The sequence below is a fragment of the Aquitalea denitrificans genome (genome assembly GCF_009856625.1).
GTDB classification, from domain to species: Bacteria; Pseudomonadota; Gammaproteobacteria; order Burkholderiales; family Chromobacteriaceae; genus Aquitalea; species Aquitalea denitrificans.
In genome coordinates this window covers 1,214,100-1,237,497 of record NZ_CP047241.1, presented here as the reverse complement: position 1 = coordinate 1,237,497, position 23,398 = coordinate 1,214,100, and the positions used below count along the sequence as shown (strand labels likewise).

Sequence of the window (23,398 nt, the reverse complement as noted above, 5' to 3'; positions counted from 1 at the left end):
CAAAGCCCCTTTTTGCATGTGCCACAGGTCAGTTCAAGCGCGTTCGCGCTACACATAACGCATACGGTTAGCCACGCTCACGAGCTTGGGTTTCGGTAACTACACGGCCTGCCAATGACGGGCTTTTCACCGCAAGCAAGAGACCCACCGTGATACATGCAGCACCAATTGAACCCATCCAGCCAAGCGCATCACCAAACAACAAAAAAGCAAACAAGGTGGAAAACAAAGGGTCACTGGTTTCGATGATTTGCACTTTACTTGCCTCACCATACTCCACCGCCTTGGTAGTGAAATAAAAACCACCAATAGTTGGAAAAACAATCAAGGCTAAAATTGCCAATATCGATGTGGCACCTGGAAAACGAAACCCCTCCAGCAATAACGGGATAAATAAATACAAACTCCCAAAACCAAACAACCAAACCAAATGCGAGACACCACTACCCGCCTTGAAGTATTTTGCCGCAAAAATAAATAGCGCGTAACCCAGACCACCCAACAACGCCATTAAAATACCAAGATACGTTCCTGCCACATCTGCTTCAAAGCAAAAAATCAAATAAACTCCAGCAACAATTGCAAAGAAAGCCATCATCGTGTAACGATTCAATCGCTCACCAAGCAACACTGCTGACATAACAATAGTGACACCACCCGCAGCATAGGTCAGAAACGACACCAACGGGATAGAAGCTTGTTGGAAAGCCAAGGTCTCGAAAAAATACAAGCAAAACACACCTAAAAATGCGAGTAGCGAAAATAACCGCCACTTACCGGCGAGCACCAACACTTCTTTTTTTAAAGTGGATTGCGTCAAACAATACAACCCAAGCAAAACAAATGCCCCAAAGCACTTCCAGAATGCCACCAAAATGGGTGTCGATCCATCATGGAAGGCAAACCTGGTCAACACCCCAATAGAGCCATTCAGAATAGCAGCCATCAAGGCAAGAAATTCTGCACGACGAAACAGGAAAAAAAACATCGACGAATTTCCTTACCTTGATTGACCGTTGAATTAGTGATTAGAGGGTAGGACAGGCAGTGATTGCCATTCGTGACGAATAAAGCGAATCAAACTGATTCGATCATTACGATTCGATGAAAATATCCCTCCCCAGTAATCATCCCACATCCGGAATGCCTTATCCTCTCGCAGAATTTTTGTGGCAGCGGCAAGATTCCAGTGCGGAACCCCTGGCAAGAGGTGATGTGTGAGATGGAAATGGTCGCCATGCATGCCGATAAACAGACGTTCAGTGAAACCTGCATAACGATTGCGGGAATAGAAAACCTGTACATCGCTTTTGCACCACATCATCGGGTAGTGTTCGGACAACTCGCCAAGCAATCGGACTATTGGAAGAATAAAATAAACTGAAAGAATCATGGCGCTAAGCAATGCCACAAGGCATTAGCAACAAGAGCACCACGGCATCAAACAATACATTCTTCCATCTGCGAATTAAAACAAGAAAATGGTGAAGCGAGCTTACGAATCATCCGGAATTATGACAGCCATAAAGGCGATATTTGATTAGAACGAGAAATAACATAGCACAGCACTCTGCAGAACAAGGAGCAGAGTCAAATAGGCACAGCGCCGCAACAGCATTTTGTTAGCAGCGCCTAATACACATCACAGGACTTTAATCCCTGTCGCGCAAGGTATACCCCGCCGCCGTCAGTGCCTTGCGCCATTCGGCGATGGCAATTTCCACCAGCTGGCGCTGGCCGGTGAAACCGAAGTCGATATGCATCTGCGGAATGGTGTCGCTGCCAAAGCTGGGCAGGCTGGACAGTTTGAGGGCAGGATAGCGCTGGCTGAAGTCCTGCATCAGGGTAATCAGGTCGCCCTCGCGGGCATCCAGCGCAATCACGCCCTGCTCCACATCCGGGCTGTCATTGAACAGCTGGCGGTACTGGCTATCCAGCACCCATTCGATCATCGGCCAGGCCATGGCCGGGAAGCCTGGCACAAAATGCACATCGCCATGCGAGAAACCGGCAATCTGGTTCACCGGATTGGGGATGATGCGGCTACCTGGCGGAAACATCGCCATATTGATGCGGTGCGGATAGGCATCGGCACCGAAACGTGCTTCTATCAGCGCGCCGGCTTCGGGGTGAACCTCCAGTGGCAAGCCCAGGGCCTGTCCGGCACAGCTGCGGGTATGGTCGTCCGGGGTGGCACCGATGCCGCCAAAACTGAACACCAGTTCGCCGCTGGCAAAGGCACGTTGCAAGGCGGCGGTGATGCGTGCCGCGTCGTCGCCCACGTATTCCGCAGCGGCCAGGCTCAGGCCGCGCGCCGCCAGAATGCGGATCAGGGATTGCAAATGCTTGTCCTGCCGTTTGCCGGACAATAATTCATCGCCGATGATGATGGCTGCAACTTTCACGCTTCACACCTCTTGCTCGGAGTTAACCCGGCTTTAGTCCGGCTGCGTGGCCCTGCCGTGCAACCAGCCTTGTACCGAGTAAAAGAAAATGCCCAGCCATTCGCGCAAGGCGGAATGGCATTCCTGCATGGCTCGCCCGGCGGGCAGATACCAGGCCAGCCCTGCGCCATCATAGCGGACAAAACCGGTGGGTGCAGGCAGCACATTCAGTCCCTGCGCCTGGAAGAAGGGCAGCGCGCGGCGCAGATGCCAGCCCTGGCTGACCAGCACGATGCGGCTGATGCCCGCCTTTTTCAGCATGAGGGCACTGTAGCGGGCATTCTCCAGCGTGGTGATGGACTGCATCTCCACCCATCGCACCGGCAGGCCGTAATCCTGTTGCAGGGTGCGTGCCATCACCTCGCCTTCCGGCTCGCCACCATAGGGCGAACCGCCAGTCACCAGCAGGGGCAGATGGGTACGCCGTGCCAGAAAGGCGGCGTAGCGCAGCCGGGTCTGGGTATCGGCACTGGGTTCATTGCGCTCGTATTCCGGTGCCGGTTTCTTGCCGCCCCCCAGCACCACGATGGCCTGTTGCTGTTGCAGCTGGGCCATGCTTGCCACCGGGTAGCGCTCCAGTCCGCCATTCAGCCACATGGCAGTACGCGGGATGGACAGCAGATAGGCCAGCAGCAGGCCAAGACATGCCAGGCTTGTTCCCATGGCTGGCGCACGGCGGCGCAGCAACAGGCCCAGAACGATGGGGAGAATGAAAAGCAGCGGGGGCAATAAAAAGGCCCCGAAGAGCTGGTGGACCAGTACTTCGGGGCTAATCGTTGCTGTCATTTAAGACTCTTTTGCTTACTCGCCGAGGTAGGCGTTACGTACGCGTTCGTCGTCGAGCAATTCGCGCGCCGGACCACTCATGGTGATACGGCCGCTTTCCATCACGTAACCGCGCTGGGACACTTCCAGGGCCAGTTTGGCGTTCTGCTCCACCAGCAGCATGGTCACGCCTTCCTTGGCAATCATCTGGATGATCTCGAAGATCTTTTCCACGATGATCGGTGCCAGACCCATGGACGGTTCATCCAGCAGCAGCAGCTTGGGCTTGGACAGCATGGCGCGGCCCATGGCCACCATTTGCTGTTCGCCACCGGACAGGGTGCCGGCCAGCTGCTTGAAACGCTCTTTCAGGCGCGGGAACAGTTCGTACACGCGCTCGATTTCGCTCTGGATGGCTGCCGGGTCGTTACGGTAGTAAGCGCCCATCTGCAGGTTTTCTTCCACCGTCAGCTTGCCGAAGATGCCACGGCCTTCCGGAACCATCACCAGGCCATGACGCACGTAGTCGTGCGAGGCAATGGTGCCGTTAAGCTTGCCATCATAGCTGATGCTGCCGCCAGACGGCTTCACCATGCCGATCAGGGTTTTCAGGGTGGTGGTCTTGCCGGCACCGTTGGCACCGATCAGGGTAACCAACTCGCCCTGGTTGATGTGGAAATCCACGCCACGTACAGCCTGAATGCCGCCGTAAGCCACTTGCAGGTTTTTAACTTCCAGAAGGCTCATGCGTGTGCCGCTCCCAGGTAAGCCTCAATCACTTTCGGGTTCTTGCGTACGTCTTCCGGGATGCCTTCGGCAATTTTCTTGCCGTAATCCAGCACCGCGATGCGATCGCACAGGCCCATCATGAGTTTGACGTCGTGTTCAATCAGCAAAACCGTGACACCGCTCTTGGCGATCTTGCTCATCAGTTCCTTGAGCTCTTCGGTTTCGCGCGGGTTCATGCCGGCAGCCGGTTCGTCCAGTGCCAGCAGCTTGGGCTCGGTGGCCAGTGCACGGGCGATTTCCAGACGACGCTGGTGGCCGTAGGACAGGTTGCGGGCACGTTCGTCGGCCACGTCGGCAATGCCTACGTACTCCAGCAGTTCCCATGCTTTGGCAGTAATCGCCTTTTCTTCCTCACGGGTACGGCGGTCACGCAGTACCGCACCCAGTGCACCGGCCTTGGAACGGATGTGGCGACCCACCATCACGTTTTCCAGCGCGGTCATTTCCGCGAACAGGCGGATGTTCTGGAAGGTACGGGCGATACCGGCGTTCACCACGATGTGCGGCTTGGCCTGGAACAGGTTGTGGCCGTCAAAGGTGAAGGAGCCTTCGTCCGGCACGTACAGGCCGGTCAGCACGTTGAACAGTGTGGTCTTGCCGGCACCGTTCGGGCCGATCAGACCATAGATTTCACCCTTGTTAATGGTCAGGCCGACATCGCTCAGTGCGTGCAGACCGCCAAAACGCTTGTTGATGCCTTCGATTTTCAGCAGTACTTCAGCCATGACTTAACCTTTCTGCGCAGCCGCTTCTTTGGCGTCCTTGAATTCAGCCTTGCGGCGCTTGGACGGCAGCATGCCCTCCGGACGGACCAGCATCATCGCCACCATGGCAATGCCAAACAGCAGCATGCGGGCGTTTTCCGGGTCGATCAGCATGCGACCCATGGTCTTCATCTGCAGCGGGCCAATCACGTCACGCAGGATTTCCGGCGCAATGGTCAGCACGACAGCACCCAGGATCACACCGGCGATATTGCCCATGCCACCCAGAACGATCATGGCCAGGATCATGATGGATTCCAGCAAGCTGAAGGATTCCGGCGAAACAAAGCCCTGGAAGGCAGAGAACAGGCCACCGGCCACACCACCGGACAGTGCACCCAGGGCAAAGGCCAGCAGCTTGATGTTGCGGATGTTGATACCCATGGCCGACGCGGCAATCTGGTCTTCACGCAGTGCCACCCAGGCACGACCGATACGGGAGTGCTGCAGGCGGGAAGCCATGATCACCACCACCACGGTCAGCACCAGGAAGAGGTAGTAATACAGGTAGACCGGCGGCAACGTCAGGCCGAACAGGTTGAGCGGCGTACCCAGGTCCACACCGGCCACGCGGATCGGATCGATCAGGTTCACCCCTTGCGGGCCGTTGGTGATGTTGATCGGCGCGTTCAGGTTGTTCATGAAGATACGGATGATTTCACCGAAACCCAGCGTCACGATGGCCAGATAGTCACCTTTCAGGCGCAGTACCGGAGTACCGAGCAGAACCCCGAAGAAGGCGGCAAACAGCGCACCCAGCGGGATGGTGACATAGAAGGGCCAATGGATGCCGAAGTGCGGCGAACCCAGCAGCGCGTAGGTATAAGCGCCCACGGCATAGAAGGCGATGAAACCCAGGTCGAGCAGGCCGGCAAAGCCCACTACGATGTTCAGGCCCAGTGCCAGCATCACGTACAGCAACGCGAAGTCGACGATACGTACCCAGGAATTACCCAGGGCACCGCCTACCACGAAGGGCAGTACGCACAGGGCAATGCCGCAGGCGATAAACAGCCCGAGTTTTTTGGAATCGAGTGCCTTGCTCATGTTATTTCTCCCCCAGATCAGGCACGGTCAGCCATTTTTTCGCCCAGCAGGCCGGACGGACGGAAAATCAGCACCAGGATCAGCACCATGAAGGCGAAGATGTCCTGATAGTTGGAACCCAGGAAGCCACCGGTCAGTTGACCGATATAACCGGCACCCAGGCTTTCGATGATGCCCAGCAGGATACCGCCGGCCACTGCACCGCCCAGATTGCCGATACCACCCAGCACTGCGGCGGTAAACGCCTTCAGGCCGATCATGAAGCCCATATAGTAGTGAGCCTGGTCGTAGTTGGTGGCAACCATCACGCCAGCCACCGCCCCCAGGGCGGAGCCCAGGACGAAGGTAGCGGAGATGATGGTGTTGACATTGACACCCATCAGGCCGGCCACGGCCGGGTTCTGGCTGGTGGCACGCATGGCGCGACCCAGCTTGGTCTTCTCAACCATCACCAACAGGCCAGTCATGATAGCCAGGCACATCACCACGATGATGATCTGCAGCTTGGTAATGGTGGCTCCGAAGATTTCCACGGTGTCATGGTTCAGCACTTGCGGGAAGGGGATGTAGTTACGGCCCCAGATCAGGATGGCCACCTGCTGCAACACGATGGACAAGCCAATCGCGGTAATCAGCGGTGCCAGGCGCTGAGCGCCACGCAGCGGACGGTAAGCCACCCGCTCGATGACGAAGCCCAGCAGCATGCAGGCCGGAATGGCCACCAGCATGCCAATCAGTACAATAGCCCAGCCAGGCAGGTTGACACCTGCGTTGGTCAGAGCGGATACCACCGAAATGGTCACCATGGCACCAAACATCACGACTTCGCCATGGGCAAAGTTGATGAGGCCCATGATCCCGTACACCATGGTGTAACCCAGCGCAATCAGCGCATAGATACTACCAAGTACCAGACCATTGAGGATCTGTTGGAAAAAAATGTCCACGTGGGAGATCTCCTTTGATTAAACGACCCAGCAGCTTGTAGGGCTTCCCCTCTTCTTATGCCACCTGTAGTTGTAGCCTGTCGCATCGAACCATTTTTCTGGCTTCTGTCTGACAGCCGCACGGATTATGCGTGTGGATTCAATCGACTGTCAATCTTAAAAACCGGCGAAAAACAGCTAAAAAGCAAATCATTTAAAATTTGCATAAGCGATTGATTTTATTGATTTTTTTAAGGAAATATTACTGCGCCGCAACAAGATAAAATTGGATATCCCTGCTGCGCTGTAACACACCATCACCAGCCTGTATTTTCACATTTTTGACATGTTTCTCCTTGAAATTATTCGCTTCCGAAAAGAAATGTTCATTCACATTCCAATGCGAACATAGAATTTTCGCACTCATTCGAATGTATACAATCTTCGGGATACAATTCAATTCATTACAGCAAGACATGCCTTGCCAGAAAAATTTCATGGCTCGTCACGCAAAGCTTGGCGAAAACAGCAAAAAACTGCTGATAGAGGGCTCTAGAGCAAAAGTCGGGCCAGTTTTTCATGACGGAATTCCTAGTTATTGCCCCACAATGCAGCAAAATTCAACGGCCTGCCCCATAACAGCACAAAAGCCACCCGCAGGTGGCTTTTGTGCTTGGCGTACTGACATGCAGGCAGAATGCATCGGGGACACGTCCTTGCTCTGTCTGCCAGTTCATCACGCTAACTCAGTTGAAAGGGATAAACCGCACCCAGCCGCATGATGCGCGTCAGCTCGTCCAGCGCCGTGCGGCATTCGTCCAGCAGCAAGGGGTCGGCCAAATCATCCGCACTCAGGCGATCGCGGTAATGCCGTTCCACCCAGGCGTTCAGCGTCGCGAACAGATCATCGCTCATCAGCACCCCCTGGTTGACTGCGGCAATCTCGCTGGCCGACATCGCCACCCGCAAGCGCAGGCAAGCCGGGCCGCCGCCATTCTGCATCGACTGCTTGAGGTCGAATACGCGGATTTCGTTGATCGGGCCACCGCTGCTGCTCATCTTTTGCAGATAGCTCCACACGCGCTCGACGTTGCGGCACTCTTCCGGCACCACGATGATCATGCTGCCATCCGGCTTGGACAGCAGTTGGCTGTTGAACAGATAGCTCTTTACCGCCTCGGCCACGCTCACTTCAGCATCCGGCACTTCCACCGGGATAAACGTCCCACCCGCAGCTGCCAGCTTGCGCGACAGTTCATCCAGCACCCTGCCCTGTTCCAGGAAGGACTTTTCATGATGGAACAGCACATTGCGGTTGCCCACAGAAATCACGTCATTGTGGAACACACCGGCATCGATGGTGGCCGGGTCCTGCTGGGCATACACCACGCCGGATTCCGACAAACCATGCAGGCGCGCCACCGCCTGACAGGCTTCCAGTGTCTGCCGCGCCGGGAAGCGCTGCGGTGCCGGGTAGCGGCCATCGAATGCCGCTGCGCCAAACACAAAGAACTCCACCCCGGCACCGTCATATTCCGCACAGAAACGGGTATGGTTGGCCGCGCCTTCATCACCAAAGTGCATCTGCGCCGGCAGCGCCTCATGCACCATGAAATGCTGCTCATCGGCAAACATGGCCTGCAGCAAGCGGCGGGTGGTCGGATGCTCGATGGAACGGTGGAATTTGTTGTTCAGATTGGCCGGGGTAAAGTGCACGCGTTTGTCCGCGGTATCGCCAGACGGGCTGACTGTGGCCGCATTGGCCGTCCACATGCAGGAAGCCGACGAGGCTGCCGCCAGAATGGCCGGGGCTTCCTTGGCGGCACGGGCCACCACTTCGCCGTCGGTGCCAGAGAAACCCAGGCGGCGCAGGCTGGCCACATCCGGCCGCTCGTGCGGGGCCAGCACGCCCTGCTTGAAACCCAGGTCGTGCAGCGCCTTCATCTTGGCCAGGCCTTGCTTAGCAGCCAGTCTGGGATTGGACACCGCCTTGGTATTGCTGGTGGACGCCACATTGCCAAAGGACAGGCCACTGTAGTTGTGCGTCGGCCCAACCAGGCCGTCAAAATTCACTTCATAGGCGTTCACAGTGTAATCCCCGGAGAAAGTTGGGCAGGCACGGTCAGGCTGTCGCACTCCAGCGAAGCCACCGGGTAAGCGCAGTAATCCGCGGCATAGTAGGCGCTGGGGCGATGGTTGCCAGAGGCACCGATACCACCGAAGGGAGCGGCACTGGAAGCGCCGGTCAGCGGCTTGTTCCAGTTGACCACGCCAGCACGGCTTTCCAGCAGATAGCGTTCGTACAGAGCACGGCTATCCGACAGCACACCGCCAGCCAGGCCAAAGCGGGTGTCGTTGGCAATGGCGATGGCCTCGTCAAAGTCGGCATAGCGGATGACTTGCAGCAGCGGGCCGAAGAACTCTTCATCCGGGCGATCCACCGCGGTGCTGTCGATGATGCCGGGCGACAGGATGGCGGCATCCGGTGTCAGGCGGCGCATTTCCAGCAGGCTCTTGCCGCCGTTGTCCAGCAGCCAGGCCTGTGCCTTGAGCAGGGCTTCGGCAGCAGCATTGGAAATTACCGCACCCATGAACGGTGCCGGTTGCTCGTCGTACTGCCCCACTTTCAGCTTGGCGGTGACTTCAACCAATCGGGCCAGCAGCGCATCGCCCCACGCCCCTTGCGGCAGCAGCAGGCGGCGCGCGCAGGTGCAGCGTTGGCCGGCCGACACGAATGCGGACTGGACGATGTGGTGCACGGCGGCATCGATATCGGCCACGTCTTCCACGATCAGCGGATTGTTGCCGCCCATTTCCAGCGCCACGATCTTGTCCGGCTGACCACCGAAATTGCGGTGCAGCAGTTCACCCGTAGCCGAGCTGCCGGTAAAGAACAGGCCGTCGATGCCCTTGTGGCCAGCCAGGGCAATGCCGGTTTCACGCGCGCCTTGCAGCAGGGCAATCACCCCGGTCGGTAAGCCGGCTTCGGCCCACAGGCGCACCGTTTCCTGTGCGGTCCACGGCGTCAGTTCCGACGGTTTGAACAGTACGCAGTTACCCGCCAGCAGCGCCGGTACGATATGGCCATTCGGCAAATGACCGGGGAAGTTGTAAGGGCCGAATACGGCAACCACGCCATGCGGCTTGTGGCGCAGCACCGCCTGGGCATCGCCCATGGTCGCGGCGCGCTCGCCAGTACGCTCGTTATAGGACTTCACCGAAATCTCCACCTTGTTGACCATGGTGGTGACTTCGGTCAGCGCTTCCCACATCGGCTTGCCGGTTTCCTTGGCAATAATGGTGGCCAGTGCGTCCTTGTTGGTAGTCAGCAGCTCGCCAAAACGACGGGCGATGGCAATACGCTGATCCAGCCCGGTACGTGCCCAGGCTTTGAAAGCCTGACGTGCATGCGCCACCGCGGCATCCACCTGCGCCGCATCAGCGCCCTGCCCTTGCCAGATGACTTGGGCAGTGGCCGGATTGGTCTTGCTCATGGCCGCGCCGGTACCAGCCAGCCATTCACCATTGATAAACAGGGTGCTCATGCTTTCTCCTTGGGCGACAGCGCCACGCAGCGCACGTGTTCGCCTTGCTGCACATTCAGGGCCTGCGCCTGTTCCGGCGTCAGGCAGAATTCGTGGGTGGGGGCCGGGGCGTCAGCCAGAATCACCCGGAAACCGGTCAGCGATTCATTGGATACCAGATAGTGGCAACGCTCGCCTTCCGGCAGCGGGTCGGCCAGCCGCACCGCCACGGTACGGCTTTCCTTCACCGCACGAATCTCGCTGGTATAGGCCTGCACGGTAGGACCGGCATCGAAAATGTCGACATAACCTTCGTAGCGGAAGCCTTCGGATTCCAGCATGGCCACGGCCGGGCGGGTGTTGTCGTGGGTCTTGCCGATCACCGCCTGGGCATCTGCCGGCAGGAAATCCACGTATACCGGATGCTTGGGCATCAGTTCGGCGACAAAGGCCTTCTGACCGACGCCAGTGAGGTAATCCGCCTCGGCAAAGTCGATGGAGAAGAAATGACGGCCCAGCCCCTCCCAGAAGGGCGAGCGGCCATCGGCATCGGATACTCCACGCATCTCCGCCACCACGGTCTTGCCGAACAGCTGCGGGAATTGCGCCAGAAACAGGAAGCGGCTTTTCGACAGCAGGCCGCCGTTGCGGTTAGCACGGAAATCCGGGTGCAGGAACAAGGTGCACAGCTCGGAATAACCGGTATGGTCATTGGACAGGAACAGGGTTTCGTGACGCGAATACACGCCCAACTCGTCCGAAGCATGGACGATGGTGCCCACGCGATAGTTGTACCAGGGCTCTTTCAGGCCGACGGCGGCTTCCAGTGCGCAGATGCCGCCAACCTGGCCGGTTTCGCTGTCTTCCAGCACGAACACATAGCCCTGATCGGCGCGGTCCAGCTCGCCGGCAAAGGACAATACCGAGCGGCTGATGCGACGCGCCAAGCGGTCTTCATTTACCGGCAGCGAGGTAAGACCCACACCAGCACTACGCGCCAGATTCATCAGGCCGGGCAGATCGCTGTGTGCGATCGGACGGATAATCATCATGCTGTTTCTCCTCAGCCTTGCTGCAAGCCGACCACACGCACGGTGTCGCCACTGCTTACACCCAGCGCCTGCGCGGCATCCGGATTAATGAAGGCCACGCCGTCAACAATGGCCACGCGGATGGCGGCGGCAACAAAGTCGCCCACCTGCAGGTTACACACCAATTGCAGGTTGGCCTGGGCCGGCAAGCTGGCTGACACTTCCACCGGGTGGCAACGATTGCGCTCCAGCGTTTGCAGTCTATCCAGCTCGGCAGTCAGCACCGCACCGCCATCGAAGATGTCGATGTAGTTGTCGGCCTCGAAACCTTCGGTGGTCAGCAAGCGGCAGGGACGCTCGAAATTGGCGTGAATCTGGCCAATGGCGTTCTGCGCCTCATCCGGCAGCAAGGGCACGTAGATGGGATAGCTGGGCATCAGCTCGGCGATAAAGGTTTTGCTGTGGCCGACAAAGGCCTGCTCGACCTGCAGGAAATCCATATTGAAGAAACGACGGCCAATGGCGTTCCAGAACGGCGACTGGCCGGCATCGTCATGAATGCCCTGCATTTCGGCAATGATGCGGCGGCCAAAGCGCTCACGCGCCGAGGCGATGAACAGCAAACGCGCCCGTGACAACAGCTCGGCGGCCAGCGGTTCCAGTACGGCATCGGCATAGAAACCGCACAGCTGCACCATGCCGGTGAGGTCGTGGCAGATATTGAGCACATGCACGCGGTTGTTCACCTTGAGGGTGCGCGAGGCATGCACAAAGGTTTCGCTACGGTAGCTGTAGAAGGGCTCGTCAAAACCGGCACAGGCGCTGATGGAGGCGGTGCCAACCACCTCGCCAGCGGATTCCAGCACGAACATATAATATTCGCTGCCGGTTTCGGCGGTGGCTTCAAACTCGAAAGACGATGAAGACTGCTGGATGCGTTCGAACAGCTTGTCCCGATTATTGGGCAGGCTGGTCACTCCGATACCGCTGGCAACAGCCATTCTTTCGATGGCGGGCAAGTCGGCTGTACGGACGGGGCGCACGATAAACATGGGTAACCTCCCTCTGGGGGGTAAGCCGCTGCGCCGTTTCGCGGGCGCAGCCGTACCCACAGCCACGGCAAGGCCGGGCTGTGGTGTCTCTTGCAGAAAAAACGGGGGCTTACTTGGCGGCGACGATTTCGGCTACTGCAGCATCGAAACGCTGCAGGGCTTCGTCGATGTCACGCTCTTCCACCACCAGCGAAGGTGCCAGGCGCACGACATTGACACCGGCAACCAGCAGCAGCAGCTGATGCTTGGCAGCAGCGGTGATGAAGTCCTTGGCACGGCCGGCAAAGTCGTCGCTCAGCACGCAACCCAGCAGCAGGCCCATGCCGCGCACTCCCTTGAATACCTTGTACTTGTCATTGATGGCGTTCAGGCCATCGCGCAGACGCTGGCTCTTGGCACGCACACCGGCCAGCACTTCCGGGGTATTGACGATTTCGATGACCTTGAGGGCTACTGCGGACGCCAGCGGATTGCCACCATAAGTGGTTCCGTGAGTGCCGACCGAGAAGCTCTTGGCGATCTTGTCGGTGGTCAGCATCGCCCCGATGGGAAAGCCACCACCCAGAGCTTTGGCGCTGGACAAGATGTCCGGGGTGACGCCATATTCCTGATAGGCATACAGCGAGCCGGTACGGCCCACGCCGGTTTGTACTTCATCGAAAATCAGCAAGGCATTGTGCTGGTCGCACAGTTCGCGTGCGGCTTGCAGGAAGGCCTTGTCAGCCGGCAGCACGCCACCCTCACCCTGTACCGGCTCGATGACCACGGCGCAGGTGCGGTCGCTGATGGCGGCCTTGAGGGAATCGATATTGTTGAACTCGAAATGGTGGATGCCAGCCGGTACCGGAGCAAAGCCCTCGGTGTACTTGGGCTGACCACCCACGCTCACGGTGAACAGGGTACGACCGTGGAAGGAGTTCTTGCAGGAGATGATTTCGTTCTTGTCCGCGCCGAAATGATCGGCAGCGTATTTGCGTGCCAGCTTGAAGCAGGCTTCATTGGCCTCGGCACCGGAGTTGCAGAAGAAGGCACGGTCGGCAAAGGTGGCCGCAGTCAGCGCATGGGCCAGCTTCAGTACCGGCTCGTTGGTAAACACATTGGATACATGCCACAGCTTGCCAGCCTGTTCGGTCAGCGCAGCCACCAGTTGCGGGTGGCAATGGCCCAGCGAATTCACCGCGATACCACCGGCCAGATCAATGAATTCGCGACCATCCTGATCCCAGACACGCGAACCCAGACCCTTGACCGGAATAAATGCTGCCGGGCCGTAATTGGGGACCATGACCTGGTCGAAATCAGCGCGGGTGATCGAATTGCTCATCTTTTTAGTTTCCTTCCTGCTTGGTCCTCCGTTTCTGCCTGCTGTCCGGGGCAGTAAACGGCATTGTTATGATTTAATACGCTTGAAATGATTCTAATCGAATCTTCCGACGATCCCATATCCGGTTTGCGACATCAGCTTATAAAATTACTTGACCTATCTCAAACCCGCCAATCCGCAATATTTATCTTTACTTTCAACATCTTGCACAACAAGCCGGCACAATAGGCAAGAAATCAGCGCAAAAAGACTATCGTGCGGGCCACCAGCCTGCCGCAATCGCGACATCCACTCCAGCCCTTGCGGTGCGTCAGATCACACTACACGCCCCTGCCCGCCGATGCTGCAGAACGCAAAAAAGCCCGCATCGCTGCGGGCTTTCTGGCTTACCGGCAGGCCGGTGATTACTGCTGGGTCTTCAGGCCAAAGGCGTCGGCGGTTTCGCGCGCTACCTTGGATTCATCTTCCAGCAGAGCCTTGATGGACAGACGGATACGACCGCGATCGTCCATTTCGATGGCCTTGACCTTAACGATCTGGCCTTCCTTCAGGTAGTCGGACACATTCTTGATACGCTCGTTAGCGATCTGGGAAATGTGTACCAGACCATCCTTGCCCGGCAGGATGGAAACGATGGCACCGACGTTGTTGTCGAGGATCTTCACTACGGTACCTTCGTAGATCTTGCCCACTTCAACTTCAACGGTGATTTCTTCGATACGCTTCTTGGCAGCCTCGGCGCCTTCACCGGAAATGGAGGCGATGGTGATGGTGCCATCTTCCTCGATATTGATCTCGGTGCCGGTATCCTTGGTGATGGAGCGGATGGTTTCGCCGCCCTTGCCGATCACGTCACGGATTTTTTCCGGATTGATCTTCATCACGTACAGACGCGGAGCGTGGGCAGACAGCTCTTGCGGGCCATCCACGGCTTCCTTCATCAGGCCCAGGATATGCTGACGGCCTTCCTTGGCTTGCGCCAGGGCAACCTGCATGATTTCCTTGGTGATGCCCTGGATCTTGATGTCCATCTGCAGGGCGGTGATGCCTTCGGCAGTACCGGCCACCTTGAAGTCCATGTCACCCAGGTGATCTTCATCACCCAGGATGTCGGTCAGCACGGCAAAACGGTTGCCTTCCAGGATCAGACCCATGGCGATACCAGCCACGTGGGCCTTCAGCGGTACACCGGCGGACAGCAGCGACAGGCAGCCACCGCAAACGGAAGCCATGGAGGAGGAACCGTTGGATTCGGTGATTTCCGACACCACACGCATGGAGTAACCGAATTCGGTTTCCGGCGGCAGTACGGCGATCAGCGCGCGCTTGGCCAGACGACCATGGCCGATTTCACGACGCTTCGGCGGGCCCATGCGACCGGCTTCACCAGTGGAGTACGGCGGGAAGTTGTAATGCAGCATGAAGCGTTCGGTGTACTCACCGGCCAGCGCGTCGATGATCTGCTCATCCTGCTTGGTGCCGAGAGTGGTTACCACCAGGCCCTGGGTTTCGCCACGGGTAAACAGGGCGGAACCGTGGGTGCGCGGCAGCACATTGCTGCGGATGCTGATCGGACGCACGGTGCGGGTGTCGCGACCATCAATACGCGGTTCGCCAGCCAGAATCTGACCACGGACGATTTCAGCTTCCAGCCCCTTGAAGATGCCCTTGATCTCGTTGGCTTTCAGGGTGTCGGTTTCTTCATTGATCAGCGCAGCCTTCACGTCGCTCCAGGCTTCGTTGATGGCCACGGTACGGGCTTGCTTCTGACGCAGGCGGAAGGCATCAGCCAGCTTGGCACCGGCAATGCCGCGTACCTGGGCGATCAGCTCTTCGTTCTGTACCGGAGCGGCCCAGTCAAACATCACCGGGTTCACTTCGTCGGCCAGTTCGTTGATGGCCTTGATGGCGGACTGCATCTGCTCGTGACCAAATACCACGGCACCCAGCATCACGGACTCGGCCAGTTCCTTGGCTTCCGATTCCACCATCAGCACGGCGCGTTCGGTACCGGCAACCACCAGATCCATTTCGGAAGTGGACAGTTCGGTCTTGGTCGGGTTCAGGATGTATTCGCCATTGGCGTAGCCCACGCGGGCAGCACCGATCGGGCCGGCAAACGGCAGGCCGGAGATGGCCAGTGCAGCGGAAGCACCGATCATGGCCGGGATGTCGGAATCCACTTCCGGATTCAGCGACAGCACGGTGGCCACGATCTGTACGTCGTGGTAGAAGCCTTCCGGGAACAGCGGACGGATCGGACGGTCGATCAGGCGGCTGGTCAGCACTTCCTTCTCGGATTGCTTGCCTTCGCGCTTGAAGAAGCCACCCGGGATTTTACCGGCAGCGTAGGTACGCTCCAGGTAGTCTACGGTCAGCGGGAAGAAGTCCTGACCCGGCTTGACGTTCTTGCCGCCGACAACGGCAACCAGAACCACGGTTTCATCAACGGAAACAATAACGGAGCCGGAAGCCTGGCGCGCTACTTCGCCGGTTTCCAGGGTAACGGTCTGGTTACCATACTGAAACGATTTGGTGATTTTATTGAACACAGGGCATCCCTTAGTCAAAAATGTTTTTTCAAGCTGAAAACACAACGGGAACCCCTAAAAATTCGGACCGGTATCGATCAAAATTTCTAGAGGCTCCCCCCGTTGTCACAGTAATACAGCGTGCTTGAAGGCCAGCGTGAAAAAGTCGCAGACCAGCTGCGACTTTTTCAAACCTGAACCAATTACTTGCGCAGACCCAGACGGGCAATCAGAGCGCGGTAGCTGTCAGCATCGGTACGCTTGAGGTAGTCAAGCAGACGACGACGACGGCTCACCATCTTCAGCAGGCCACGACGGCTGTGGTGGTCTTTTGTATTGGCTTTGAAGTGCGGGGTCAGGTCGTTGATACGAGCGGTCAGCAGTGCAACTTGCACTTCGGACGAACCGGTATCGCCTTCCTTGTGTTGGAAGCTTTTAACGATGTCTGCTTTTTGGGCGGCGGTCATTGCCATTTTGGGTAACTCCAAATCAGGTAAGGATCTTGCGATCCGACAAGTGCAGCGAGCCGGTTGCCCAACCCATCCGCACTTCGCTAGCAGGCTGTCTGTTTGACAGCCAGGAGTCTGATCGGGTGCAGCATGTCATCATCCCGCAGCTCGGCCAGACCCAGAAACTCCGCATTTACATCGCTGTAAACACGAAAGCGCGTCATTCTCGCACACTCACCGGCAAAACGCACGGCCTGTCCGTGAATAAAACGCGCGACGCTGGCTGCATCCAGCGTATGCGCCGGAAAGTGTTGCACCAATACGTCGACCGGCAACAGCAGCGCTTCGCGCCCGGCCATGTCCAGCGCCTCCACATCGGCCAGGGTATGGGCCTCGGACAACTGGAAGCCACCGGTAGTGGTGCGGCGCAAACCGGTCAGATGAGCAGCGCAATCCAGCGCAATGGCAATGTCTTCCGCCAAGGTGCGGATATACGTGCCCTTGCTGCACAACACGTCGATCACCGCTTCCACGCCATCAAAGCTGATCAGCTTGAGCGAGTGGATGGTGATGCGACGTGGCTCGCGATGAATTTCAATGCCTTCGCGGGCATATTCATACAACGGTTTGCCCTGATGCTTGAGCGCCGAATACATCGGCGGCACCTGGCTGACTTCACCAACAAACTGCTGCATCACTTGTAGCAGGCCGGCTTCATCAAAGGCAATCGGGCATTCCCGCACCACCTCACCCTCGATGTCGCCGGTGCTGGTGGCTGCGCCAAAACGCACAGTAGCACGATAGCCCTTGTCGGCATCCAGCAGATAGGAGGAAAACTTGGTGGCCTCCCCCAGACACATCGGCAACAAGCCGGTGGCCAAGGGGTCCAGCACGCCGGTATGGCCGGCCTTGGCGGCATTGAGCAACCAGCGCGCCTTTTGCAGCGCGTTATTACTGGAAATGTCGTAGGGCTTGTCGATCAGCAGCACGCCATCAATCTGGCGGCGGTTGCTGCGCGGCTTGCTCATTCGGCGCCACCCTCGTCATCAGCTGCCTCAGCATCACCGGCACCGAATTTCTCGGCGTCTTCCTTTGCCACCTGGTTGATCAGGCTGGTCATGTGCATGCCGCGCGATACCGACTCATCGTAGACAAAGTGCAACTGCGGCGTGGTGAACATCTTGATGCTGCGACCCAGTTCGGAACGCAGGAAACCGGCGGAGTGCTCCAGCGCTTCCTGGCTGACTTCGCGCGTCTTTTCATCCATGACGGTGTAGAACACCTTGGCGTGCGAGTAGTCACGCGTCACCTGCACGGCGGTAATGGTGATCCAGCCCACGCGCGGGTCTTTCAGACCGGTACGGACCAGTTCGGCCAACTCGCGCTGAATCTGCTCAGCAATACGGTCGGCGCGGGAGAAACCTTTTCTGGCTTTGGCCATGATTTCCATCCTGTCGGTATAAAAGCGGCCAACAGCCAGCCGGGCAGACGCCCGGCCTTGTGTCAGCCGCTTTGAATGCAAAAGGCGAGCGCCTTCGAGCCTGAGCTCGAAGCGCGCCCGCCGGGGAGCCGCCGCTTACAGCGAGCGAGCCACTTCCACGATTTCGAAAGCTTCCAGTTGGTCGCCTTCCTGGATGTCGTTGAAGTTCTTCAGCATCAGGCCACATTCGTAACCCTGCTTCACTTCCTTCACGTCGTCCTTGAAGCGCTTGAGCGAGTCCAGTTCGCCGGTATGCACCACCACGTGGTTGCGGATCAGACGGATCGAAGCAGTACGCTTGATCAGACCGTCGGTCACCATACAACCTGCAATATTGCCTACCTTCGACACCGGGATCACCTGACGGATCTCGACGGTACCCAGGATTTGTTCCTTCTTCTCCGGTGCCAGCATGCCGGACAAGGCTGCTTTCACTTCGTCCACGGCATCGTAGATGATGCTGTAGTAACGGATGTCCACGCCTTCGTTCTCGGCCAGCTTGCGCGCGGCGGCATCGGAGCGGGTGTTGAAGCCGATCACGATGGCCTTGGAGGCGATCGCCAGGTTGATGTCTGATTCCGAGATACCACCCACACCGGAGTGCAGGATGCTGACACGTACTTCGTCGGTGGACAGCTTCTGCAGACTGCCGGCCAGGGCTTCGTAAGAACCCTGCACATCGGCCTTGATGATGATGGACAAGGTTTGCACCTCGCCACTGCCATCGGCCATCTGGGCAAACATGTTTTCCAGCTTGGCGGCCTGCTGCTTGGCCAGACGGACATCACGGAACTTGCCGGCACGGAACAGGGCGATTTCACGCGCCTTGCGTTCGTCGGTCAGCACCATGGCATCTTCACCGGCTTGCGGCACGTCAGACAGACCCAGAATCTCTACCGGGATAGCCGGACCAGCAGTGTCGATAGCCTTGCCGTTTTCGTCCATCATGGCGCGAACGCGACCAAATGCCGTACCAGCCAATACCACATCGCCCTTCTTCAGGGTGCCGGACTGAACCAGCAGCGTGGCAACCGGGCCACGACCCTTGTCCAGACGGGCTTCCACGATGATGCCCTTGGCCGGGGCTTCGATCGGTGCATTCAACTCCAGCACTTCAGCCTGCAGCAGGATGGCTTCCAGCAGCGCATCGATATTGGTGCCCTGCTTGGCAGAGACTTCGATGAACTGGGTATCGCCACCCCAGTCTTCCGGCACCACTTCGTGCGAAACCAGTTCCTGACGGATGCGTTCTACATTGGCACCCATCTTGTCGATCTTGTTGACCGCTACCACCATCGGCACCTTGGCAGCCTTGGCATGGTGAATGGCTTCAATGGTCTGCGGCATCACGCCGTCGTCGGCAGCCACCACCAGCACCACAATGTCAGTGGCCTTGGCACCACGGGCACGCATGGCGGTAAACGCTTCATGACCCGGGGTATCCAGGAAGGTGATCATGCCGCGCGGGGTTTCCACGTGGTAGGCACCGATATGCTGGGTAATGCCGCCGGCTTCGCCCGCAGCCACCTTGGCGCGACGGATGTAGTCCAGCAGCGAGGTCTTGCCGTGGTCGACGTGACCCATCACGGTGACCACCGGCGGACGCGGCTGTACAGCCACTTCCACTTCTTCGCCTTCCGGCTTTTCCAGGTAGGCTTCCGGATCGTCCGCCTGTGCCGCACGCGGCTTGTGGCCCATTTCTTCCACCACGATCATGGCGGTTTCCTGGTCCAGCACCTGGTTGATGGTGACCATCATGCCCATCTTCATCAGGACCTTGATCACCTCAACGCCCTTGACGGCCATGCGGTGAGCCAGATCGGCCACGGAGATGGTTTCCGGCACCAGCACGTCATGCACGATGGGCTCGGTCGGAGCCTGGAAGGCATGCTGGTTGTTCTGCTTGTGCTTGCCCTTGCCGCCGCGGGATTTCCAGTCGCTGCCGGCATCGCCGCCCTTGGTCTTCAGACCACGGCCCTTCTTGCCTTCTTCCCAGCGCTCATTGCCCTTCTTGACGCCACCCTTCTTGGCATCAGGACGGCCAGCCACGGTAGCCGGAACAGCGGGGGCACCCGGTGCACCGGCAGCAGCCGGACGCGGACCACGGTTGTCACCAGCCGGGCGCGGGCCACGGTTGTCGCCAGCCGGACGCGGGCCACGGTTGTCGCCAGCCGGGCGCGGGCCACGGTTGTCGCCAGCCGGACGCGGACCACGGTTGTCACCAGCCGGGCGCGGGCCACGGTTGTCACCAGCGGGACGCGGACCACGTTCATCACGGCGCTCTTCGCTGCGCGCTTCAACCGGTTTGGGTGCTTCCACCGGCTTGGGAGCCGGTGCCGGTGCTGGTTGCTGGGCAGCCAGACGAGCAGCCTGACGGCGCTCTTCGCGTTCGATCTTTTCGCGCATCAGCTCTTGCTGACGGGCACGGAAAGCAGCCTGACGCTTTTCTTCCGCTTCGCGGGAGGCTACTTCTTCCGGCGACAGAATAGAGGCCACGGTGCGTACCGGAGCCGGGGCCGGCTTGGCAGCAGGTGCAGCTTCCTTGGCCGGGGCTTCCGCTACCGGAGCTACCGGTGCGGCGGGCTTGGATTCCACCTTGGGTTCAACCTTTGCTTGCGGTTCCGGCTTTGCTTCCGGTTTAACTTCAACCGGCTTGGTTTCTGCCGCCGGAGCAGGGGCAGAAACAGCTTCAACAGGCTTGGTCACCGGAGCAGCAGGTGCCGGGGCAGCTGCGACAGCTTCTGCTGCCGGAGCCGGGCCATCTTCCGGGCGAACCACAACACGCTTCTTGCGCGTCTCAACCTTTACCGTACCACCGTCTGCGGTCTTGATTTCACTGGTGGACTTGCGGGTCAGCGTAATACGCGACTCATCACGGGCGCCATGCGAACGCTTCAGGTAGTCAAGAAGCTGGGATTTATCCTGCTCAGAGAGCGTATCATCCGGCGCGCGCTTGGACACACCCGCCGCACGAAGCTGTTCCAGCAATCGTTCAGGCGTGAGGTTCAGCTCACCGGCAAACTGTTTTACATTCGTCAATACCATGCGTCTTCCCAAATTCCGTAAATACTTCCCGAAGAAGCCTTACTGGTTGAACCAGTGTTCGCGCGCTTTCATGATGATTGCACGTGCAGCTTCAGCTTCAATGCCGGTCATGTCCACCAGATCGTCGACAGCCAGATCGGCCAGATCATCCCGCGTGGACACGCCGTTCTCGGCCAACTTGCGAACCAGTTCGGCATCCAGACCTTCGATATCTTTCAGGTCTTCGGACACACCTTCGACTTTCTCTTCGGACGCAATGGCCTGAGTGAGGATGGCGTCACGTGCACGGCTGCGCAGTTCATTCACCAACTCCTCGTCAAAACCGTCGATCTCCAGCATTTCGGCGATCGGCACATACGCCACCTCTTCCAGGGTGGCAAAACCTTCCTGTACCAGCACGGTGGCCGTAGCTTCATCCACACCCAGATGAGTGACGAAGAGATCGCGCAGTTGCGCGTCTTCCGCCTGGTGTTTCTCTTCCGCTTCGGTCACAGTCATGATGTTCAGGTACCAGCCGGTCAGCTCGGCAGCGAGCTTCACGTTCTGGCCGCTGCGGCCAATGGCCAGAGCCAGCTGGTCTTCCTCGACTACCACGTCCATGCTGTGGTTGTCTTCGTCGATCATGATGCGGTTCACTTCAGCCGGGGACAGTGCGTTGATCACGAACTGCGCCGGTTCCGGTGCCCACAGCACGATGTCGATGCGCTCGCCTGCCAGCTCCTGGGTAACGGCCTGTACGCGGGAACCGCGCATGCCGATGCAGGTGCCTTGCGGGTCGATGCGGGCATCATTGGCCTTGACGGCAATCTTGGCGCGCAGACCGGCATCGCGGACTGCTTCCTTGATTTCCAGCAGGCCTTCTTCGATTTCCGGCACTTCCAGTTCAAACAGCTTGATCAGGAACTGGCTGGAAGTACGCGACAGCACCAGCTGCGGACCACGACCCATGCGGTCGATGCGCAGCAGGAAGGCCTTGACGCGGTCGCCCACGCGCAGGTTTTCCTTCGGAATCATCTGATCGCGTGGCAGCACGGCTTCCAGCTTGCCACATTCGATGATGGCATTGCCACGCTCGATGCGCTTGATGGTGCCGGTGATCAAATGTTCACGACGCTGCAGGAATTCGTTCAGCAGTTGTTCGCGCTCGGCATCACGGATGCGCTGCAGGATGACCTGCTTGGCAGTCTGCGCACCGATGCGGCCGAACTCGACTGCTTCCATCGGCTGCTCGATCACGGCACCGACTTCGATGCGCGGATCATCATCGCGCGCGTCGGTGATGGTTACTTCACGGCTTTCGTTTTCGATCAGCTCGTTCTGCACCACGGTCCAGCGACGGAAAGTCTGGTACTGCCCGGTGTGACGGTCGATTTCGACACGCACATCCATTTCGTCATCGGTAAACTTCTTTTTGGTTGCCGAAGCAAGTGCCATTTCAAGGGCGGAAAAAACCACGTCCTTGCTGACATTCTTCTCGCTTGCCAGGGCATCAACCAGCAGCAAAATCTCGCGACTCATGCATTCCTCCGAATTTTTGTCCTTGTGCGCGGCACGCGGCCTCGCCTACGCTCAAAACTCAGGCTCTAGCCTGGCTTTGTCGATATTGGTCAGGGCAATTGCCACGATGCGGCCGCCATCCACTTCCAGCTTGACCGCGCCATCTTCAACCCCGACAAGACGACCGGCAAACTTCTTTTGCTGCTCAACCGGCATGCGTGTCTTGATTTTGGCAAGCTGTCCGGCAAAGCGCACGAAGTCGGCCTCTTTCTTGAGAGGACGATCCAGCCCCGGGGAGGAAACCTCGAGCCGTTCGTAATTAACGTTTTCAACCATGAACAGACGGGTCAGGTGGTTACTAACCTGCACACAGTCTTCAACCGTGATGCCACCAGGCTTGTCCATAAACACGCGATAACCGCCACCCTGGGTCATTTCGAAATCGACCAGCTCATAGCCTAGACCTGGCAGGGTGTTTTCCAGCAGCAAACGAACATCCATTGCTTCTTTCCACAAATAAAAAATGGGCGAAACGCCCATCCCTAAACATCGCGATTGTAACCCATTCCCGCAAAAAAGAAAACCGAAGCCTGTCAAGACCCTATCCGCGAGGGCGGCATGCAGCGGCCTGCGCTTTGCGCGAGTTTTTTACATACTGTAAATTAGCCGCAACCCGACGGAGTTCGGGTATATAGGAAGGGGCGCAATGCCCGTTCGAAAATTCAGAAAC

The 23,398-nt window shown here is 58.1% G+C and carries 20 protein-coding genes; all 20 read right to left on the bottom strand.

Annotated elements, in window-relative coordinates; genetic code table 11:
* Positions 1-67: 67 nt before the first annotated feature.
* The 20 genes from GSR16_RS05665 to rimP all read right to left on the bottom strand — a co-directional run bounded on the left by GSR16_RS05665 (position 68) and on the right by rimP (position 23,169).
* Positions 68-988 (bottom strand): DMT family transporter, encoded by a 921-nt coding sequence (locus GSR16_RS05665; protein ID WP_159875554.1) that lies wholly within the window; start codon positions 986-988, stop codon positions 68-70.
* Positions 989-1,021: 33 nt separating this feature from the next.
* Complete coding sequence (locus GSR16_RS05660; RefSeq protein WP_159875553.1) at positions 1,022-1,393, bottom strand: fatty acid desaturase; 372 nt, start codon at positions 1,391-1,393, stop codon at positions 1,022-1,024.
* A gap of 259 nt (positions 1,394-1,652) precedes the next feature.
* Positions 1,653-2,405, bottom strand: a complete 753-nt coding sequence (locus GSR16_RS05655) for a competence/damage-inducible protein A (protein ID WP_159875552.1) — start codon at positions 2,403-2,405, stop codon at positions 1,653-1,655.
* 33 nt (positions 2,406-2,438) lie between these two features.
* Positions 2,439-3,230 carry a YdcF family protein gene (locus GSR16_RS05650; protein WP_159875551.1) on the bottom strand — a complete coding sequence of 264 codons (792 nt, stop codon included), beginning with the start codon at positions 3,228-3,230 and terminating at the stop codon, positions 2,439-2,441.
* A 15-nt stretch (positions 3,231-3,245) separates the two neighbouring features.
* On the bottom strand, positions 3,246-3,956 hold the full coding sequence (locus GSR16_RS05645) for an ABC transporter ATP-binding protein (RefSeq protein ID WP_159875550.1): 711 nt from the start codon (positions 3,954-3,956) through the stop codon (positions 3,246-3,248).
* The gene (locus GSR16_RS05640) at positions 3,953-4,723 is read right to left on the bottom strand and encodes an ABC transporter ATP-binding protein (RefSeq protein ID WP_159875549.1); all 771 of its coding nucleotides are present in this window, start codon (positions 4,721-4,723) and stop codon (positions 3,953-3,955) included. Before GSR16_RS05640 ends, GSR16_RS05645 begins: the two co-directional genes overlap by 4 nt.
* A gap of 3 nt (positions 4,724-4,726) precedes the next feature.
* The gene (locus GSR16_RS05635) at positions 4,727-5,809 is read right to left on the bottom strand and encodes an ABC transporter permease subunit (protein WP_159875548.1); all 1,083 of its coding nucleotides are present in this window, start codon (positions 5,807-5,809) and stop codon (positions 4,727-4,729) included.
* 17 nt (positions 5,810-5,826) lie between these two features.
* A complete protein-coding gene (locus tag GSR16_RS05630) occupies positions 5,827-6,756 on the bottom strand; it encodes a branched-chain amino acid ABC transporter permease (protein ID WP_159875547.1) in 930 nt (309 codons plus the stop codon).
* Between the two features lie 720 nt (positions 6,757-7,476).
* Positions 7,477-8,823 (bottom strand): N-succinylarginine dihydrolase, encoded by a 1,347-nt coding sequence (gene astB, locus GSR16_RS05625; protein WP_159875546.1) that lies wholly within the window; start codon positions 8,821-8,823, stop codon positions 7,477-7,479.
* Positions 8,820-10,280 (bottom strand): succinylglutamate-semialdehyde dehydrogenase, encoded by a 1,461-nt coding sequence (astD, locus tag GSR16_RS05620; RefSeq protein ID WP_159875545.1) that lies wholly within the window; start codon positions 10,278-10,280, stop codon positions 8,820-8,822. The genes astB and astD overlap by 4 nt, the downstream gene beginning before the upstream one ends.
* Complete coding sequence (gene astA / locus GSR16_RS05615) at positions 10,277-11,311, bottom strand: arginine N-succinyltransferase (RefSeq protein ID WP_159875544.1); 1,035 nt, start codon at positions 11,309-11,311, stop codon at positions 10,277-10,279. The genes astD and astA overlap by 4 nt, the downstream gene beginning before the upstream one ends.
* A gap of 11 nt (positions 11,312-11,322) precedes the next feature.
* On the bottom strand, positions 11,323-12,342 hold the full coding sequence (aruF, locus tag GSR16_RS05610) for an arginine/ornithine succinyltransferase subunit alpha (protein ID WP_159875543.1): 1,020 nt from the start codon (positions 12,340-12,342) through the stop codon (positions 11,323-11,325).
* Positions 12,343-12,451: 109 nt separating this feature from the next.
* The gene (locus tag GSR16_RS05605) at positions 12,452-13,666 is read right to left on the bottom strand and encodes an aspartate aminotransferase family protein (protein WP_159875542.1); all 1,215 of its coding nucleotides are present in this window, start codon (positions 13,664-13,666) and stop codon (positions 12,452-12,454) included.
* A gap of 404 nt (positions 13,667-14,070) precedes the next feature.
* Positions 14,071-16,218 carry a polyribonucleotide nucleotidyltransferase gene (gene pnp, locus GSR16_RS05600; protein WP_159875541.1) on the bottom strand — a complete coding sequence of 716 codons (2,148 nt, stop codon included), beginning with the start codon at positions 16,216-16,218 and terminating at the stop codon, positions 14,071-14,073.
* A gap of 182 nt (positions 16,219-16,400) precedes the next feature.
* A complete protein-coding gene (gene rpsO, locus GSR16_RS05595; protein ID WP_159875540.1) occupies positions 16,401-16,670 on the bottom strand; it encodes a 30S ribosomal protein S15 in 270 nt (89 codons plus the stop codon).
* Positions 16,671-16,750: 80 nt separating this feature from the next.
* Complete coding sequence (truB, locus tag GSR16_RS05590) at positions 16,751-17,674, bottom strand: tRNA pseudouridine(55) synthase TruB (RefSeq protein WP_159875539.1); 924 nt, start codon at positions 17,672-17,674, stop codon at positions 16,751-16,753.
* Entirely contained in the window at positions 17,671-18,087 is a 417-nt protein-coding gene (gene rbfA / locus GSR16_RS05585; RefSeq protein ID WP_159875538.1) for a 30S ribosome-binding factor RbfA, read from the bottom strand. The genes truB and rbfA overlap by 4 nt, the downstream gene beginning before the upstream one ends.
* Positions 18,088-18,222: 135 nt before the next feature.
* Positions 18,223-21,171 carry a translation initiation factor IF-2 gene (gene infB, locus GSR16_RS05580; protein WP_159875537.1) on the bottom strand — a complete coding sequence of 983 codons (2,949 nt, stop codon included), beginning with the start codon at positions 21,169-21,171 and terminating at the stop codon, positions 18,223-18,225.
* A gap of 39 nt (positions 21,172-21,210) precedes the next feature.
* Positions 21,211-22,689: a transcription termination factor NusA gene (gene nusA / locus GSR16_RS05575; RefSeq protein WP_159875536.1), complete on the bottom strand. Its 1,479-nt coding sequence runs from the start codon at positions 22,687-22,689 to the stop codon at positions 21,211-21,213.
* A gap of 51 nt (positions 22,690-22,740) precedes the next feature.
* A complete protein-coding gene (rimP, locus tag GSR16_RS05570) occupies positions 22,741-23,169 on the bottom strand; it encodes a ribosome maturation factor RimP (RefSeq protein WP_159875535.1) in 429 nt (142 codons plus the stop codon).
* Positions 23,170-23,398: the final 229 nt, after the last annotated feature.

What these genes read in the sequence shown, in the direction of transcription:
- rimP (WP_159875535.1), bottom strand. Translation starts at nt 23,169, where the DNA reads ATGGATGTTCGTTTGCTGCTGGAAAACACCCTGCCAGGTCTAGGCTAT.
- truB (WP_159875539.1), bottom strand. Translation starts at nt 17,674, where the DNA reads ATGAGCAAGCCGCGCAGCAACCGCCGCCAGATTGATGGCGTGCTGCTG.
- GSR16_RS05640 (WP_159875549.1), bottom strand. Translation starts at nt 4,723, where the DNA reads ATGGCTGAAGTACTGCTGAAAATCGAAGGCATCAACAAGCGTTTTGGC.
- infB (WP_159875537.1), bottom strand. Translation starts at nt 21,171, where the DNA reads ATGGTATTGACGAATGTAAAACAGTTTGCCGGTGAGCTGAACCTCACG.
- astA (WP_159875544.1), bottom strand. Translation starts at nt 11,311, where the DNA reads ATGATGATTATCCGTCCGATCGCACACAGCGATCTGCCCGGCCTGATG.
- astD (WP_159875545.1), bottom strand. Translation starts at nt 10,280, where the DNA reads ATGAGCACCCTGTTTATCAATGGTGAATGGCTGGCTGGTACCGGCGCG.
- rbfA (WP_159875538.1), bottom strand. Translation starts at nt 18,087, where the DNA reads ATGGCCAAAGCCAGAAAAGGTTTCTCCCGCGCCGACCGTATTGCTGAG.
- rpsO (WP_159875540.1), bottom strand. Translation starts at nt 16,670, where the DNA reads ATGGCAATGACCGCCGCCCAAAAAGCAGACATCGTTAAAAGCTTCCAA.
- GSR16_RS05650 (WP_159875551.1), bottom strand. Translation starts at nt 3,230, where the DNA reads ATGACAGCAACGATTAGCCCCGAAGTACTGGTCCACCAGCTCTTCGGG.
- GSR16_RS05635 (WP_159875548.1), bottom strand. Translation starts at nt 5,809, where the DNA reads ATGAGCAAGGCACTCGATTCCAAAAAACTCGGGCTGTTTATCGCCTGC.
- GSR16_RS05605 (WP_159875542.1), bottom strand. Translation starts at nt 13,666, where the DNA reads ATGAGCAATTCGATCACCCGCGCTGATTTCGACCAGGTCATGGTCCCC.
- GSR16_RS05645 (WP_159875550.1), bottom strand. Translation starts at nt 3,956, where the DNA reads ATGAGCCTTCTGGAAGTTAAAAACCTGCAAGTGGCTTACGGCGGCATT.
- GSR16_RS05665 (WP_159875554.1), bottom strand. Translation starts at nt 988, where the DNA reads ATGTTTTTTTTCCTGTTTCGTCGTGCAGAATTTCTTGCCTTGATGGCT.
- aruF (WP_159875543.1), bottom strand. Translation starts at nt 12,342, where the DNA reads ATGTTTATCGTGCGCCCCGTCCGTACAGCCGACTTGCCCGCCATCGAA.
- nusA (WP_159875536.1), bottom strand. Translation starts at nt 22,689, where the DNA reads ATGAGTCGCGAGATTTTGCTGCTGGTTGATGCCCTGGCAAGCGAGAAG.
- GSR16_RS05660 (WP_159875553.1), bottom strand. Translation starts at nt 1,393, where the DNA reads ATGATTCTTTCAGTTTATTTTATTCTTCCAATAGTCCGATTGCTTGGC.